General features: G+C 56.3%; 9 protein-coding genes. 5 read left to right on the forward strand and 4 right to left on the reverse strand.

All coding sequences use genetic code 11. The features are described from left to right. Nucleotides 1-810: 810 nt before the first annotated feature. A complete protein-coding gene (locus tag GM672_RS12480; RefSeq protein ID WP_155470859.1) occupies nucleotides 811-1,317 on the reverse strand; it encodes a T6SS effector amidase Tae4 family protein in 507 nt (168 codons plus the stop codon). Then, complete coding sequence (locus GM672_RS12485; RefSeq protein WP_155470860.1) at nucleotides 1,314-1,766, reverse strand: Rap1a/Tai family immunity protein; 453 nt, start codon at nucleotides 1,764-1,766, stop codon at nucleotides 1,314-1,316. Before GM672_RS12485 ends, GM672_RS12480 begins: the two co-directional genes overlap by 4 nt. A 257-nt stretch (nucleotides 1,767-2,023) precedes the next feature. Between GM672_RS12485 and GM672_RS12490 the strand changes: the two genes are divergently transcribed. The 5 genes from GM672_RS12490 to GM672_RS29965 all read left to right on the forward strand — a co-directional run bounded on the left by GM672_RS12490 (nucleotide 2,024) and on the right by GM672_RS29965 (nucleotide 12,075). Then, complete coding sequence (locus GM672_RS12490) at nucleotides 2,024-4,168, forward strand: type VI secretion system Vgr family protein (protein WP_155470861.1); 2,145 nt, start codon at nucleotides 2,024-2,026, stop codon at nucleotides 4,166-4,168. A 1-nt stretch (nucleotide 4,169) separates the two neighbouring features. Further along, a complete protein-coding gene (locus GM672_RS12495) occupies nucleotides 4,170-5,570 on the forward strand; it encodes a DUF2169 family type VI secretion system accessory protein (protein WP_170300040.1) in 1,401 nt (466 codons plus the stop codon). Between the two features lie 11 nt (nucleotides 5,571-5,581). Continuing rightward, a complete protein-coding gene (locus tag GM672_RS12500) occupies nucleotides 5,582-10,540 on the forward strand; it encodes a PAAR-like domain-containing protein (RefSeq protein WP_155470863.1) in 4,959 nt (1,652 codons plus the stop codon). Between the two features lie 8 nt (nucleotides 10,541-10,548). After that, nucleotides 10,549-10,956 carry an NTF2 fold immunity protein gene (locus tag GM672_RS12505; RefSeq protein ID WP_155470864.1) on the forward strand — a complete coding sequence of 136 codons (408 nt, stop codon included), beginning with the start codon at nucleotides 10,549-10,551 and terminating at the stop codon, nucleotides 10,954-10,956. 870 nt (nucleotides 10,957-11,826) lie between these two features. Continuing rightward, on the forward strand, nucleotides 11,827-12,075 hold the full coding sequence (locus tag GM672_RS29965; RefSeq protein WP_155470865.1) for a helix-turn-helix transcriptional regulator: 249 nt from the start codon (nucleotides 11,827-11,829) through the stop codon (nucleotides 12,073-12,075). A gap of 45 nt (nucleotides 12,076-12,120) precedes the next feature. Here the strand turns inward: GM672_RS29965 and GM672_RS12515 are convergent, their stop codons facing one another. After that, nucleotides 12,121-13,311: a tyrosine-type recombinase/integrase gene (locus GM672_RS12515; protein ID WP_155470866.1), complete on the reverse strand. Its 1,191-nt coding sequence runs from the start codon at nucleotides 13,309-13,311 to the stop codon at nucleotides 12,121-12,123. A gap of 762 nt (nucleotides 13,312-14,073) precedes the next feature. After that, nucleotides 14,074-14,811, reverse strand: a complete 738-nt coding sequence (locus tag GM672_RS12520) for a PEP-CTERM sorting domain-containing protein (protein ID WP_229417705.1) — start codon at nucleotides 14,809-14,811, stop codon at nucleotides 14,074-14,076. Nucleotides 14,812-14,952: the final 141 nt, after the last annotated feature.

The following is a 14,952-nucleotide window of genomic DNA, read 5'->3' on the forward strand; positions in this document are numbered from 1 at the left end:
GTAGCACGTCACTGGGGTGACCATATTGAAAAATGCACGCGTTATCGAATAGCGATGCGACACACCGAGTCGTCCCATTATTCATGATACGACCATCGTTTCCCACCTGGAAGCGCAAACCCTTGGGTACCACGTTGCGAAGTGCTCGCAGGTCCCATTCTGTTGCGGTGTATCGCGGTACGCGCCAGTCTGTCGCCGTGATCGAGTCTGGAAACAAGTTGCCAAGTCGTCGCAGTACCCGGTGGAGCCGGCAGTCAATGCGTCGGCTTCCGCGCTGGCTTCTCGCCAAAACACGGCTGAGTTGGACCGCCTCCAAGAGCACCGGGGCCTGGGGACTGTGTAGGACCTGCTCTGGCCAACAAGCGGGGTTTAATAGTGCCGCGCTCACGTCCATCTGGACAGCCTCAACAATGCAAAATTAGCAATGGCGGATGTTCTGACCATGGAGTCATTTTTTTAGGCGGAGTCCCTCATGTCAAGGTGGGCACTGGCGATTTAGTACAGCATCACAGTTTCCGTTCTGCGCAGGCTGTCATAGCGGCGCCACTAGTGCTGTGCGAGCCGCGTTCTAAACATATTGCTGTTTGGCCATGTTCGTGCCATCTGTAGCGGCCACTGCCGCTAATCTTGTTGGTAGCGAACTACTCCCCTGTTGTGCCGCCGGGACACCTAAGGGCTCGAACGCAATGAGACAACAGACACCTATTTACATCACCGCGAGCAGCAGCGGGTGCACGCGCTACGGCGTGCAGCTCAATTGACCATCTAGGCATAATCGATGATCGAAGCGGGCCGCATCAAAGCAAGTGCTCAATGCAGATCCCAGAACCACACCTTGTTGTACGGACCGAAGAAGCAAGTATTCGCGCACTCTTCAAAACCCGGCCTTCTGGGGTACAACAAATCTATGTGTCCTTGTGCACCGACTATTGGCAGTAGGTCGTTGAAAAAGAACGCAGCCACGCCCTGCCGCATTACCAGCTTGGTCTTTGCGTCAGCGGACGAGTCAAACCGCTCCGGTGGCCCCCACATGTCTTGCAGCTGCTCGGAGAGATTTTTCATCCCGGGTTCGATGCGCTGGCCCTTGTGCGGCCCCCGGTTGATGCGCAGCCCGCCCCTACGCAGTGGTGTTCCGGCCTTGGCCAGGGCGTAGCTGACGCGTATGGCACACGTGTTCTGATACGCCGGATCATAGATCAAGGCCTCGATACCCAATTCCGTATAGAGGGCCGGCAGCATCATGGACTTGGCCGGATAGGCAGCAGCGAGGGTGGCGAACGATGGCTTCGCCACGCGGCTAGGCAAGCGTGCTGTCATTTGTTATTTCCTTCGGGGACAGGACATGGGTATCGGCGCTTAAGTTCCATGAGCACAAGAGGCGCAGCATTGCCTTTGAGTATCTCTACCGAGTAGCCTTCCCTTATCGCGCCAACCACCTCATAAGTACTCTCATCTGGCTTGATGGGGTGATTGAAGCACCAGACCGTCCCTTGGGTTCCATCCTTCAGCCCAGCCACATAGTGATAGGCGCGATCGCGCTCCCGAAAATCGGCGTCAGTCACCGGCGGCGTCATGAGCTTTTGGATAACTTCGGCCGCTGTCATTGTATTGAAGGGGTACGGATAGGGGTGGGAATGGCCGCTTGCGGCAGTTACCGTTCCTGGACATGCCCGCGCGCATGGGAGAACACCTATTGTCGTCCACATGACTCCCGCCAGAACAGAAAGGTGGATTCTTGGAAAGAAAAATCTTTTGTTGTTAGGCATTGAAATTTCCTCTGGATAGTTCTAACTTGCTGGCGCAATTTGAGTGAAATAGAAAAACGCCCGTGACAGATTGCCGGTTGAGGCGTGCTTACCATTATAATTCTGGGTTTCCCGATGAGTACCGCCTTATCTTCGTACGAACAAGAGATATTGATCCTCGACAAGGGGCGGTATGACTTTCGTCAGTGCGTTCTCTGCAGTAAATAACTATTGTGCAACTATGGCGCACCCTATTCAATCATGATGCGGAAGATAGAATGACTCTTTTCTCTGACACCGGATGGCAGTCCAGCAGGTTGGGCCAAACTAATCGTCTGCTACGACTCCAGTTTCCTAATGGGGACGGTCCGGCAGCGACAATGGTGGCGAGCAGATTGGACGCGCGCGAAGGTGTCTCACGCGATTTCCGTTTTGTGGTAGAGATCATTTCCGACGATGCGAACATTGCGTTAAAGGACGTGCAGGGAAAACTTGTCACAGTCGAGCTGGTGCGCGAGGACCGTAGTCTGCGATATTTCAGCGGATACGTGTTTGAATTCCGTCGCGATGGGAGTGACGGTGGCCTGGTTTATTACGACATGGTATTGCTGCCATGGCTCGCGTATTTGCGCCTGCGCCGAGACAACTACATCTTTCACGATAAAGATATTGCAGATCAAACCCACGAAATCTTCGCTGACTATCCAGTGCGCGACTGCGAGATGCGTATTGCAGCGGGCGGCCCGGTGATCACCTTCGCGTGCCAGTACGGGGAATCGGACTACAACTATCTGCACCGGCGCTGGGAGCAGTTGGGTTGGTATTACTGGTATGAGCACCGGGCCGACGGCCATACGCTGGTGCTGTCGGATGACTCGACATTGGCACCACCCATCGATGGCATGCGCTCCGACATACCATTTCAAAGCGAAGCTGGGGCAAACGAGGACGATGGTTTATTTCATTGGACGCCACAGCGTCAGTTGATGCCAAGCAGCGTAGGACTGTCCAGCTTCGACTTCAAGAAGCCCAGGCCTGCTAGCATCGAGCTACCCACCATCAACGAGCAGGGTGCTGTTTTGCCCATCGAATCGTATGAGTACGCTGGTGCTTACGGATTCAGCAATAACGCTGACGGGGACAGGCAGATTCGTTTGCGTTTAGAAGAACTTGAAGCTGCCGGCAAAAGTTTTGAAGGGCACGGCAATGACCGAACGGCCCAGCCGGGACGTAAATTTACGCTGAGTGGGCATTTTGATGAGGTCAACGCCAGCGATCTGGACTTCCTTATCTTGGAGGTCCATCACATGGCAAACAATAATTACCAGGATGCCGACGCGGCATCATCCCGCTACACCAACCGCCTTGTCTGCAGCCGCATTCGGGTGCCATGGCGGCCAGGTCGTGGCCATAACAGCACGGAGCCGAAAATCTACGGCCTGCAAACTGCCATTGTCACCGGTCCAGACGGTGAGGAGATTTGGACGGACGAGTATGGCAGGGTGCGCGTGCAGTTCCATTGGGATCGCGCAGGCAGGGGCGATGACCGTAGCTCTGCCTGGCTGCGCGCCGCAACGCCTTGGGCCGGCGCCAATTTCGGCATGACATCGATTCCCCGCGTTGGTTCGGAAGTCATCGTTCAGTTCCTGGATGGCAATCCCGACCGGCCCCTGATCACCGGCATGGTGCCGAATGCTGTCACGATGCCGCCCTGGCCACTGCCGGAGAACAAGACGCAGAGCGGCATCCTGTCGCGATCGACACCAGGTGGCACGTATGAAAATGCCAACGCGCTACGGTTCGAAGACAAGAAGGGCGCAGAGCAGCTATGGCTTCATGCCGAGAAAGACCAGCTCACCGAGGTGGAGCACGACGAAGACAAGTGGGTCGGCAATGACCGCCGTAAAACCGTCGACCGCGATGAAACGAATCACATCAAGCGTGATCGCACCGAGACGGTGGAACGCCACGAAAAGATCACAGTGGGGGAGAACCGTACGGAAGATGTCGGCAATAACGAATCCATCAGCATTGGGAAGAATCGCACCGAGGACGTCGGCGCAGACGAAAACGTCACTATCGGTGGTAGTCGCCACGTCCTGATTGGCCAAGTTAAGACAGAGACGGTGGGCCTGGCCAAGATCGTGTCAATCGGCGGTGCTTATCAAACCACGGTTGGCGCGGCCATGAATACGTCGGTGGCACTAATGCAAAGTGAACAGGTCGGGTTGTCGAAAAGCGTCGCCGTAGGACAGAAGATCTCATTTACTGCGGGCGAGGAGGTTTCGATCGAGGTTGGAGAAAGTAAGCTCGTGATGCGCAGCGATGGCCGCATTGAAATTTCTGGGAAGGAAATCATCATTCGCGGATCAAAGAAAGTCGAACTGCATGGCGACGATGTTGACATCAATCCAAAAGGCTGACATGACGCCACTGCCCACGATACCAGCACTGCGCTTTGACAACCGCACTGTTTTCGACGCTCTCCACTTCGATACGATTGACCAGCACGATATTGGCTTTCACGTCATCGTTGCGAAGATCGGCTACCGTCTCGGGCTGTGTGACGAAAGAGGACAAGCGCAATTGCAGCCGCTTGATACTCCTGCAGCACTGTACACGGAAGACCGCTTTCACGAAGATCGCGTCGAATGCAGCGTACGGGTGGAAAGCGATCTGGCACCGTACAAGCCCCGGTGCGACGTTATCGTGCTTGGCGACGCTCATGCACCGGGCGGTCGCCCCGCAAAATCCTTCGATGTGACGGTTCGGGTGCAGATGCCCGACCAGCCTGCGCTACTGCCTGAACCACCGCGGCCACTTAACCCGTTCCAGCCCATTTCAGGAACGGTACGCCGGCAATGGCAGTCTAAGCTCGCCGGCGCCGCCGATACGCGAACTCCTGGTCGTCTGCTCATCAACAAAAGTGTGCGGGTCACAGGGCCTCGTGAGCTGCGACGCGCTGGCGTACTGCGGCCCGGTTGGCAACTGACCAGCCCGTCCCCCGTTGTCAAGATACCGCTGCGGTACGAATACGCGCAAGGGGGTGAATGCATGGTTGATGGTGGGAGCGTGGCCGCCAGCCGTGTGCCCGAGCAATGGCGACTGACCCCGGAACAGCAATCCAATTACGGTCATATGCCTGTCGCGCCGGCAGCGCATGGCGCCTGTGAATACAATCCGACAGGTCGCGGTTTTGCCCCGGAGTGGTATTTGAAAGCGACGCGCACAACTCGGCTGCCAGCGCCGCAGCTGGAGTATCTCGATGTGCCGTTCTCCGCACGCATGTTCGCGCGCTGCTCCCAGGGGAAATCCGAGCTGGTTCCTGCCGGACTCGGTTTTGTCGGCCGAGCGTGGCTACCGCGCCGGAAATTGGTGGGCACGATCGATCCATCGGCCGCCTGGTACGGCGACGACGTGCCGCGGCTGCCGGGTGACTTCGATTTCGCTTACTGGAACGGTGCCCCCCATGACCAGCAGTGTGACCATCCGGCTGGCGGCGAGCAGGTAACGCTCGTCAATCTGTCCGCGCCTGACGCGCCATTCGCCCGCGATGGCGTTGTGCGTTTTCGCTTACCGCATGAGCGATTGTTCGCCTTGGGGGTGAATGCTACCGACGCCGTCGCGGCGACGCCGCTGTCCATCGATACCATCATCATCGACACCGCATCGGCACGTGTCGAGGTGACTTGGCGCCTGTGCTTGATTGCGGATGGAGAGTTTGCAGAGGTCCGCCTATTGCACGCCTCGACACCTGAACAGCTGCAACGGCTGCAGCATTGGAATTCACCCGAACAGACCCAGGACTCGTCGTTTGTCGCCTGACGCACAATCATATGGCCCACGAAACCGTCACTAAATCGCAGCGCTTCTATTGCGTCAGTATTACTCCCGACATATGCAAGACGCCTGTTGGGAGCAGCGTTGTTCCCATCCCCTATAACATCACTGGCGAATTCAAGGATTCCCTTTCCGTTTCCTCGAATGTTAAGGCCCATGGCGAACCAGTCTTCCTACACAACAGAAGCTATATTCCAGCAGTGAAGGGCGACGAGCGCGGCACGCTTGGAGGTGTGAAGAGCGGCACCTTTATGAAACGGGTGGAATCGCTGCAGTTCAGCTCGACAAAGGGAGCAAACGGCACTCAGACCATCCAGGAATCGCGGTTAGTATGGATGAACGACCGTAACACCGTGGGCCGGATCCTGGAACGCAAAGTGCAGGCGCCGCGCGCCAGGATCAAAATGTTTGGGTACGAGCTGCCGGGTTCGGTGAAGGAAGCGGCGCAAATTTATATGGACGACTATTCTGCGTCAGTCCATCAGTTCGGTGCCAATGCGATGGATGCCGGTGGCAAAATCGGCATGGGAAGTGCCGCGCTCGGCGTAGCGGGGCTAGGCGTCGCTGCAACCGGAGTTGGCGCACCGGTTGCGGCAGCAATGGAAACCGGTGCTGCACTTGGCGGCGCGACTGCAGGCGCTGTCGCGGGAGGTGGCTATGTGATCGATTCGGGAGCGACCCTTGCTGACCAGGCAGCGGAGTACTTCATCAGTGGGAAGACGCCTGACGTGCTCGCAGCGGCTAAGGACATGGCCACCAGTGGCCTGGAGAACTTGTTACTTCGGAAGATCCCGGGCGGGGGAGGGCTGTTCAAACGTTTCTTTAAGAAAAAAGACGTCCCTGGGAAATCCACAGCACCGCCACCGAAGAAGCCAAAGGAAGGGAATGATAACGACGGTGTAGATGGCGGCAAGACGAAGACGGAAAAGAAAGACAAGAACGACAAGCCAGCAAACTGCTGTCCGAAGGACAAGGGGCCGGCCGGTAAAAGCGCAATGAGCCGAAAGCCGGTGCACATCGGAACCGGGGAAGAAATTCTCTATCAGTCCGATTTCGAGCTCGATGGTCCGCTACCGCTGATCTGGTCACGTACCTACCGATCAGGGTCCGAAACAGAAGACTGGAGCATGTTAGGAGCACGGTGGGCCTTGCCCTTCAATTCTGGGGTGTCGGTGTGCCCGGAAGGCGTGGTTTTCCACGACGACACAGGCCGCGCGGTCCGGCTGCCGTTGCTGGCGGAAGGACACGAGTACGATCATCGTGGCGAAGGCTTCATGTTACGCCGCGACAGCGCGGACCAGTTTACGCTGAAGTGGCGCACTGGCACTGTTGACACCTTCGTGCGGGGGGCGGACGGCTTCCTACCCCACGGCTATCGGGGTGTCAACGCCATGCTGCCTCCCAGCCAGTCAACCATGACCCAGCGCTTCTGGCTGGTTCGCACCGTTGGCCGGAACGGACACGGCACCACGATCGATCGCTACCCCGAGGCACAGCCAGGGGAGGTGTTGTTACGGGTCCGCACCGATGACGGTCTGGTAGTAGAGGCGCTGTCGGCGCCGATGATCGCGGAGGATCTCGTTCAGCCACTGATCGGCCGCGTCGAACAGGTGTTCCCCGATGGGCGGCGTATATGCCACGTAACATACACTTACGAACGCGATTCGAATGTTGACGAGAGCGCACCAACTCGCTGGTATCTGACCCGGCAATCGAGGGGGACCGATGAGGTACGCACGTACCGATACCGGCACTGTTTATTAGAACAGTGCACCACCTACGGCGGTTTCGCGTATGGGTTGGAATGGATTAGCTTGGAGGCACTGCGCGACGCTTGGTCGGGCAGCACACTTTCGGCCGAGGAATTGCGCCAGCGGCGCCCCATTACGCAAGACAACAGCTATCGTGCTCGTGCCATCCGGACCACGACCGTGGACGGCTGCGGCGAAGTAGGAATGAACTATGTGAATGCAGACACCACGCTAGTGACCGAGGCCGATGGCGGCGTGCTGGAGTACCAATTCAATCACGACTGGCTGATCGTCGAGGTACGACGCATCGGCGTGGACGGCAAGACGATCTCCCTTGGCAGGCGTGAGTGGAATACCGATGGCAAGCTGGTGGCCGATATCGACCCGGCTGGCAACACGAGTCGCTATACCTATGATGAACGCGGCAACTTGGCTTCCGTGACAGATGCGCTGGGTAACATCACCTTGCTCAGCTACACCGCCGACAACCAGCTAGAACGGGAAACGGATGCGCTGGGTCATACCACGACGTTCGCTTACGACAAGCGCGGAAACGTTGTCGAGCATCGGGACCCGCTCGGCCGTGTGAGCCGGCAGGAATATGATGAGGCTGGGCGCCTACGTGCGATCGTCGATGCCAAGGGCGGCCGCAAGCGTATCGAATACGATACGCATGGTCGCATGAGTGCCTACACGGACTGCTCGGGCCTCTCTACCCTGTATCGCTACGACGACCAGGGCCGACTCGTCGAACTGGTCGATGCAGCTGGGCAGAGCACGCGCTTTGAATATAGCCGGTATGGCGACCTTACGGCATGCCAGTACCCCGACGGAACGAGCGAACGCTTCCGCTTTGACATTGACGGTCGCCTGCTCGAATATCTCAACGGCAAGAACCAACCGACCCGCTATGCCTACAACGGCCATGGGTTGCCGATCGAGCGGACGGACGCGAACGGGAATGTAGTTCGATACCGCTACGACCGGGCACTGCGGGTCGTCGAACTCGTCAACAGCAACGAGGAAAGCTACCGGTTCAGCTATGACGCTGAAAGTCGCCTGCAGAGCGAAACCGCCTTTGACGGTAAAACGACCCGCTATACCTATGACCGCGCAGGACACCTGATCGCGCGCGACGTCAATGGCCTTCGTACCGAGTATGCACGCGACTCGCTGGGTCAACTCGACGCCACTGTTAACGCAGACGGCAGCGTGCGTTACGCGTTCGACCCATTAGGCCAGCTGATCGGCACGCGCAGCGCCTACGCTGAACATCGCTTCCGGTACGACGCCGTCGGCCAGATGATCGACGAGCGCGCCGCATATCGCCGCGTCCGACCGATGACTCCAGAACATGAAGCACCCTATGACATCGCGTTGCGCATGACACACGAGTATGACGAGCTGGGTAATCGCATTCGTACGACACTTCCGAACGGCCGTGTGATCGACACTCAGCGCTACGGTTCCGGCCACTGGCATGGGACGTTGTGGAATGGGACTGCGATTGTCGATATAGAACGGGACCGGCTGCACCGCGAAGTTGAGCGCCGCGCCGGTAATAATGGCGGCCTGCTGACACACCGTGCTTTTGATCCCCAATCACGGTTGGTGGCAATCTCGCTGTGCCAAGGCGACGAGGTCCTGCATCGGCGCCAGTACGCGTACGACCGCGCTGGCAACCTGGAGAGAATCAACGATCTGCGTCGGGGAACAACCCGCTACGAATACGATCCTGTCGGCCAGCTGCGCGTGGCCGTACACCCGAATCTCACCGAGGTTTTTGCTTTCGACCCTGCGGGTAATCTTCTTGAACCGGAAACCCGCGTCAACGGTGTATTCGACACGCGCCCAGACAGGCTGACTGAGCAACCGCTGCCGGGCAGCCCTGTGCCCCGGTTGGCAGCGGTGACGCAAAACCTGCTGCGTCGATATCTCGGTCACGAATACGAATATGATACCCAGGGCAACACGGTCCGCAAAATCGTCCGTGTGGCTGACAGCGCAAACGACGTTGGCGAAATGGCGATGGCGTACGACGCCGAAGCTCGCCTGACGCAAGTCGAACGCGCAAGCGGTGCGCTGGCGCTAACAGCTACCTACACCTACGATCCCTTCGGGCGCCGTATAGCAAAGCACGTGGTGATGGACGGTGTCAGCCGAACCACCTATTTCGTCTGGGACGGCGATACCCTGTGCCAGGAAATCCGGGATGATGGAACGACCACTTTCCTGTATGAGCCGGATACCTTCGTGCCCTTGGCGCGGATAGAGTCTGCTGCGGACCGACCGAGCCTGAATCCCGATCAAATTCATCTGCACGAGGTGCGCGCATGGCTGCCGCCACACCCGCCGCACGATCCCCGAGCCCACGTCGGGGCCTGGCAGCAGGACCGCGATCGAGCCGCTAAGTACCGATGCGATATGCAAAGGCTGAACCGTCAGGAGCTGGCCTCTGATGCCGCACGCGAGGACAAGATTTGGCACTACACGTGCGACCACATTGGCTCACCATTGGAACTGTATGATTCAACCGGCGATCTGGCATGGGCTGCGCGCTACCGCACATGGGGACGCGTTACACGCATAGCTGGCAGCCAGGTGAATCAGCCGCTGCGTTTCCAGGGGCAATACGAAGATGAGGAAACAGGCCTCTTCTATAATCGCTATCGTTATTATGATCCCCACTGCGGACGTTACCTGACGCAAGATCCCATTGGGTTAGCGGGTGGACGAAATTTCTACCAGTACGTGGCGTCACCGACGACGCACATTGATCCGCTTGGCTTGCTTGCACTTGCAAATTATTCTTACGGTGTCGGGCGCCGAATCGAAAGCATGACAGCAGTCGTTACACCGGCGGATTTGGGCACGGGAACGAGCACAAACGACTCGTCTCGCTCTTGGGCGAGACGCCTTGGGTGCCCGAAAGATGATGCGGGTCATGTATTAGCCAGTCGTCTTGGCGGCAGTGGCGGAAAGGACTTCGTTTTTCCTCAGTCCCTTGGAGTGAACCGAGGAAACTTTAGAACGTTTGAAGGGCAAATCGCCAGGGATATCCGAGCGACCGGTAGCGCAGCCACGATCAATGTAACGTTGGAATACAAAGGCCTTAGCACCCGCCCAGATAGGATCGTGTATGATTATACGATCAATGGCACGACAAGACGGCGAGCCTTCCTCAACCCAAGAAACTGTCCTTAAGGATTAACATGAGTAATGACCAGATGGAAAATGTCAAAGCCACTGCGATAGAGTTTTTCAAATCAATGGCTGACTGGGAGAAATGGAACTGGCAGCTTGATTCCGCAAACGGCGATGACGACAAGCAGCCCGAGCGCGCGTCGGCCTTGAATGCAATATTCAAACGGCACCTAACGAAGAAGGCCATCGCCCGGGGGCAGGAACGACAGGAAGGACTTTATTATGATGACCCTCCATCTTTTGATCGGAACATTACCAAAATTGAAGCCGATAAGGGCTCCTATTGGGTCTATATCCCTGAAGGTATTGCGGCAATGGCGCGGTACCGATTTGTTCAGGAAGATGGAGATTGGAAGGTGGATTATAAGGAATCGGGAATAGGCGACGGAAAGTGGGATAAAGAACTTCATATCTGACTCAATCGTCTCACATCGATCTCAACTTTTAACCTGCAGACCAGGTCGAGCGAAAGTCGCCGTTCGCGCGAGCGTGCCCACCCTAGGGAAGATGCTGGACACGCAGTAGGAATGCAGCTCGGGGGCAGCGGTGGCGACTCAACAGGCCCCCACGTTGGCAAATGACAGATACTGACTACACCAAAAGCGCTTGCGACGTAGCCCAAGCTTTTTTCGCCGGAATGCCCGCATGGGAACTCTTGAGCGCGAGTGCTCAGAGTGGCAATGATGGCCGGGACGATTGCCATGCGAGGCTGAAATCAATTTTCGATAGATTTCTTTCATAAATCGCCCCGGGAGTGCGTCGGATCGCGTGTTGCTTATGTCTTCCAGTGACTATATACGAGCTTCGAGCTTGACCATCATGACAAGTGGACCGAATTGTTGAGCGCGGTAATTCGAGTGACATCTGGCTGAGCGCTAGCCTAAGGTGTTACGCCCGCAGTGCTCGACTTTCGTCAGGATTGCCATATGCATGACCCGGAAGTACGTTCTACCTACCGCGAATTAATGGATTGTTGGGTTTGGCATTCGTGTTTAAATGTACTATCATACAAAGCAAGTTTGTGTGGTTAGATAAGTACCATGCCGTTGAAAACGGCCGTGTCTGTCTACGACGGTCGCTCACGAATTCTTCATTTCAGCTTCGAAGCCTGGTTTGCCAGCATGCCACGCTTGGAAGCTCATAGTTCTTCAGCCGGCTATACCTGTGTTCGACGGTACCGCCGCGCCTCGTTGATGTTCAATCAAACTCATAACGTTTCGCGTATGGGCCGCACACATGCGGCGCTTTGGATTCATCATGATTAAATTAACTTGGTGAGGAATGTCATGGATCAACAGATTTTTGATAGTATCATTAAACAGGCTGAATCGGGAAGGCCAGTGATCTTAAAGTTACCAGAGGTGATAGAAATCTGCAGACTCTCAAAAACCACTATATACCGCGATATGCGCGCCGGGACTTTTCCAAAGCCGATTCGCCTAACCAAGAGGTCAACGGGATGGGTCGGGCACGAAATCATTGAGTGGCTTGCTAAGCAGATAAAAGCAAGATCAGCTCAGGGGCAAATGAGATAATTCGCAAGCAGTGGCGCTTGTGAGGCGGGAAAATCCAGGATGGATTCACATGGAAAGCCGCCTCAGCGCCTCAATAGCCGTTGTTCTTTGCAAGTGTCCGTAATGCTGTTCAATCATTCGGACCGAGGTGCCGCTAATTTGCGCGACGGTCACTAAATCGAGGCCACCATGCACAAGATCAGTTATCACACTGTGACGTAGCGTGTATGCGGTCGTAGATTTTGGAAGGTTTGCCGCCCTCGCTGCTTCTTTGATTCGATGGTCCCAAGTGTCTAAATTCCAGGCGAATCCGTCGAGGCGTGCGATGAGTGGACTTTCCATTGTCCGGCCGCCTGCAGCGTCGGTAAGAAGCGCACATATCGTTGGCGGCACCACAATTCGACGATAGTGTCCACCTTTGTCGCGATTAATACTTAGCTCACAATGTCTAGGGTTGAAGTCCCGTACCTGAAGGGATGCTAAAGCCCCCGGTCGCAAGGGCAAAGTGCACAGGCATTTTAAAAACGGCACGAAATCGGCGCGGGCGCTTTTTACAAGTGCTGACCGTTGGTCATAATCCAGGTACAGATTACGGCTATTAACTGCGTCACGAAAAGGCCTCGCGCCTTTTCGCCATGAACCATTTGAGGAAAGTCCACTCTCTTCCATCCCTCTACCTACAGCTGCGCAAATTGCAGCGAGCTCTCGGTTTACAGTGCTTTTCGCACGCTTGCGAACGTGTCCCGCTGGATCGATGACGGGTTTGGCGTAAATGCGGTCCCTTAGCCCAGCCATATCTTGTGCCGTTAAATCGGCTAATTCGCGGTCCCTGACTGGGTCATCAGCTAACACGCGCTTAAACCGTTGGTGCATTTCACGCCCTTCTTTAGGCAATCGATCTTTTGCATAGCTGCGTACGTATGCCTCGCATGCCTCCCAGACTGTCCGAATTTTTGCAGTACGACAGATTTGGTTGTTAGCGGAACGTTGTGACACCCAGCCAAGGTCCGAGGTTGTGGTCTCAGCAACGTCAGTAGCGGTCTCTCTTAAGTGCGCATCATGATTTTCAATGACCGGCAGGTTGCGCGGCACAGTGAGCGATTCTACCGCTGCAAACCACCGCGATGCCAGCTTTACAGCCTCCTCGAACCGCCGATGCTCCGGTAAGTCGCTAAGCGCACCGATGCTATGATGTAGCCGGATCCCGGAGGCAGTTCGATATTTCGCTACCCAACGCGCTGCCTCCTTCGACGACATGATACGGTATCCAACATGGCGGCCATTGGCCAATCGATGCCAGTATGGTTCTCGTCGGCATTTCAGTTTGCTGCGTGCGACAACGGTATCTATCTTAGTCACGGTATAGCTTCGGCAAAGGAACGTACCGGGTCATCATCCAGAGCCCTTATCTAAGAAGCGCTTAGCAATGGGTTCTATCATTTGACTGAACCCGTTATCATAAGTTCCGAATGAGAAGCGGGATGTTCAACCCGGTTCCGCGAAGTATCCATCGGACCAGGCTGAATTAGCGTGCTGGCGATTTCGGCCGGCGCTCGCCGACTCATAGATGAGGTGTTTGCATCTAAGGCGTGGACTGCAGCAAACGTATACTGGAGGCTCTTTGTACTGCAAAAGTACGGCAAACCGTGTGGCACGCTATGGCACCAGGCCGGCTCTCGAAGGAGTGAAAGGCAGGCAGATGATGTCCCGGGTAGTAGCAGATGGTGCCACGCTATGTCATTCACACTGCAGGGGTCGCAAGTTCGAAACTTGCACTTCCCACCAGAATTCGTTTTAAGATCAAGGGCTCGCACACTTCGGTGGCGAGCCCTTTTTCTTTGCCATGTGCCTGTGTAATTTGCTGGTTTAATCCGGTGCGGCGGCTAGCTGCGCAGCGGCGCCAGGACCGCAGGGCGGAGGATGCGCGGGGAATCACCCTGGTGCACGACTGCGTCGGCGAACGATTCGGAGCCCGCTGCGGGTTAAACATGGCGCCGCGCCGGCCCCGAAGAAACAGATCTATACCTTGTGCCGACGCGCGGCGAAGCCGGCAATTCCCAAGCCTCCGAGCAGCATGGCATACGTAGCCGGTTCAGGGACCGGAGACACTTGCACTGTCAGCACGACATCGTGCCAGTGCACCGATGCATAAGATTGATAATACGTCGTCACCTCAGCTTCATCACCGTCGTACCAATAGCTTGAACCCGATTCCGCGGAGTTATACACCCGGTTGTGGAGGAGCATCGTGAAGTCGCCTTCAAACGGCATACCGGCATTCAGCTGGATCTGCTCGTCACCATGGACATTCTCCAGGGTCCGCTGCCCCATTGAGATTGATTGACCAGCTAGTTCGAAGCGACCCATGATGAATTCATTGCTCACCACGCCGATCGTCCCGCCTGCGGACGGGATGCCTGGACTGAGCACGCCGGTAAGGGTGCCGGTAAGCGTCATCGTATTAATACGGTAGCCGTCACGCACGTCGAATGCAAACCCTGATTGGCCCCAGTTCAGTAAATCCGGTGCATTGTCCTCCTGTGAAGTCACATCCATTACGTAGCCCTCGACGCCTTCGAATCCCTTGATCGCAATACGGGCCGTACCACCGGAATCGGACAAGAGGCCAAGGCTGCTGTTGCTCCAGGTCCCGGGAAGCCTCATGGCGAAGCCAGCGGCATCGGCTCTTTCTGCGTGGACGACAGTGCTCGTGAGGGCAGCCAGGCCGAATAGAAGCGTGGGAATAGTTTGTCGCATGAAAACGCCGGTAAATGGTTGCGCCCGGTCGACCGGAGCGCTCGTTTTATGGCAAGGCCAAGTCGACGGATCTCACCAAATATTGCGGAATCGGTCTAATAATCGAATAAGATGGCTGGCAACATTACTTGCGGTCAGGCA

Origin of the sequence: Pseudoduganella buxea (genome assembly GCF_009720835.1) — a bacterium.
Taxonomy (GTDB): Bacteria; Pseudomonadota; Gammaproteobacteria; order Burkholderiales; family Burkholderiaceae_D; genus Rugamonas; species Rugamonas buxea.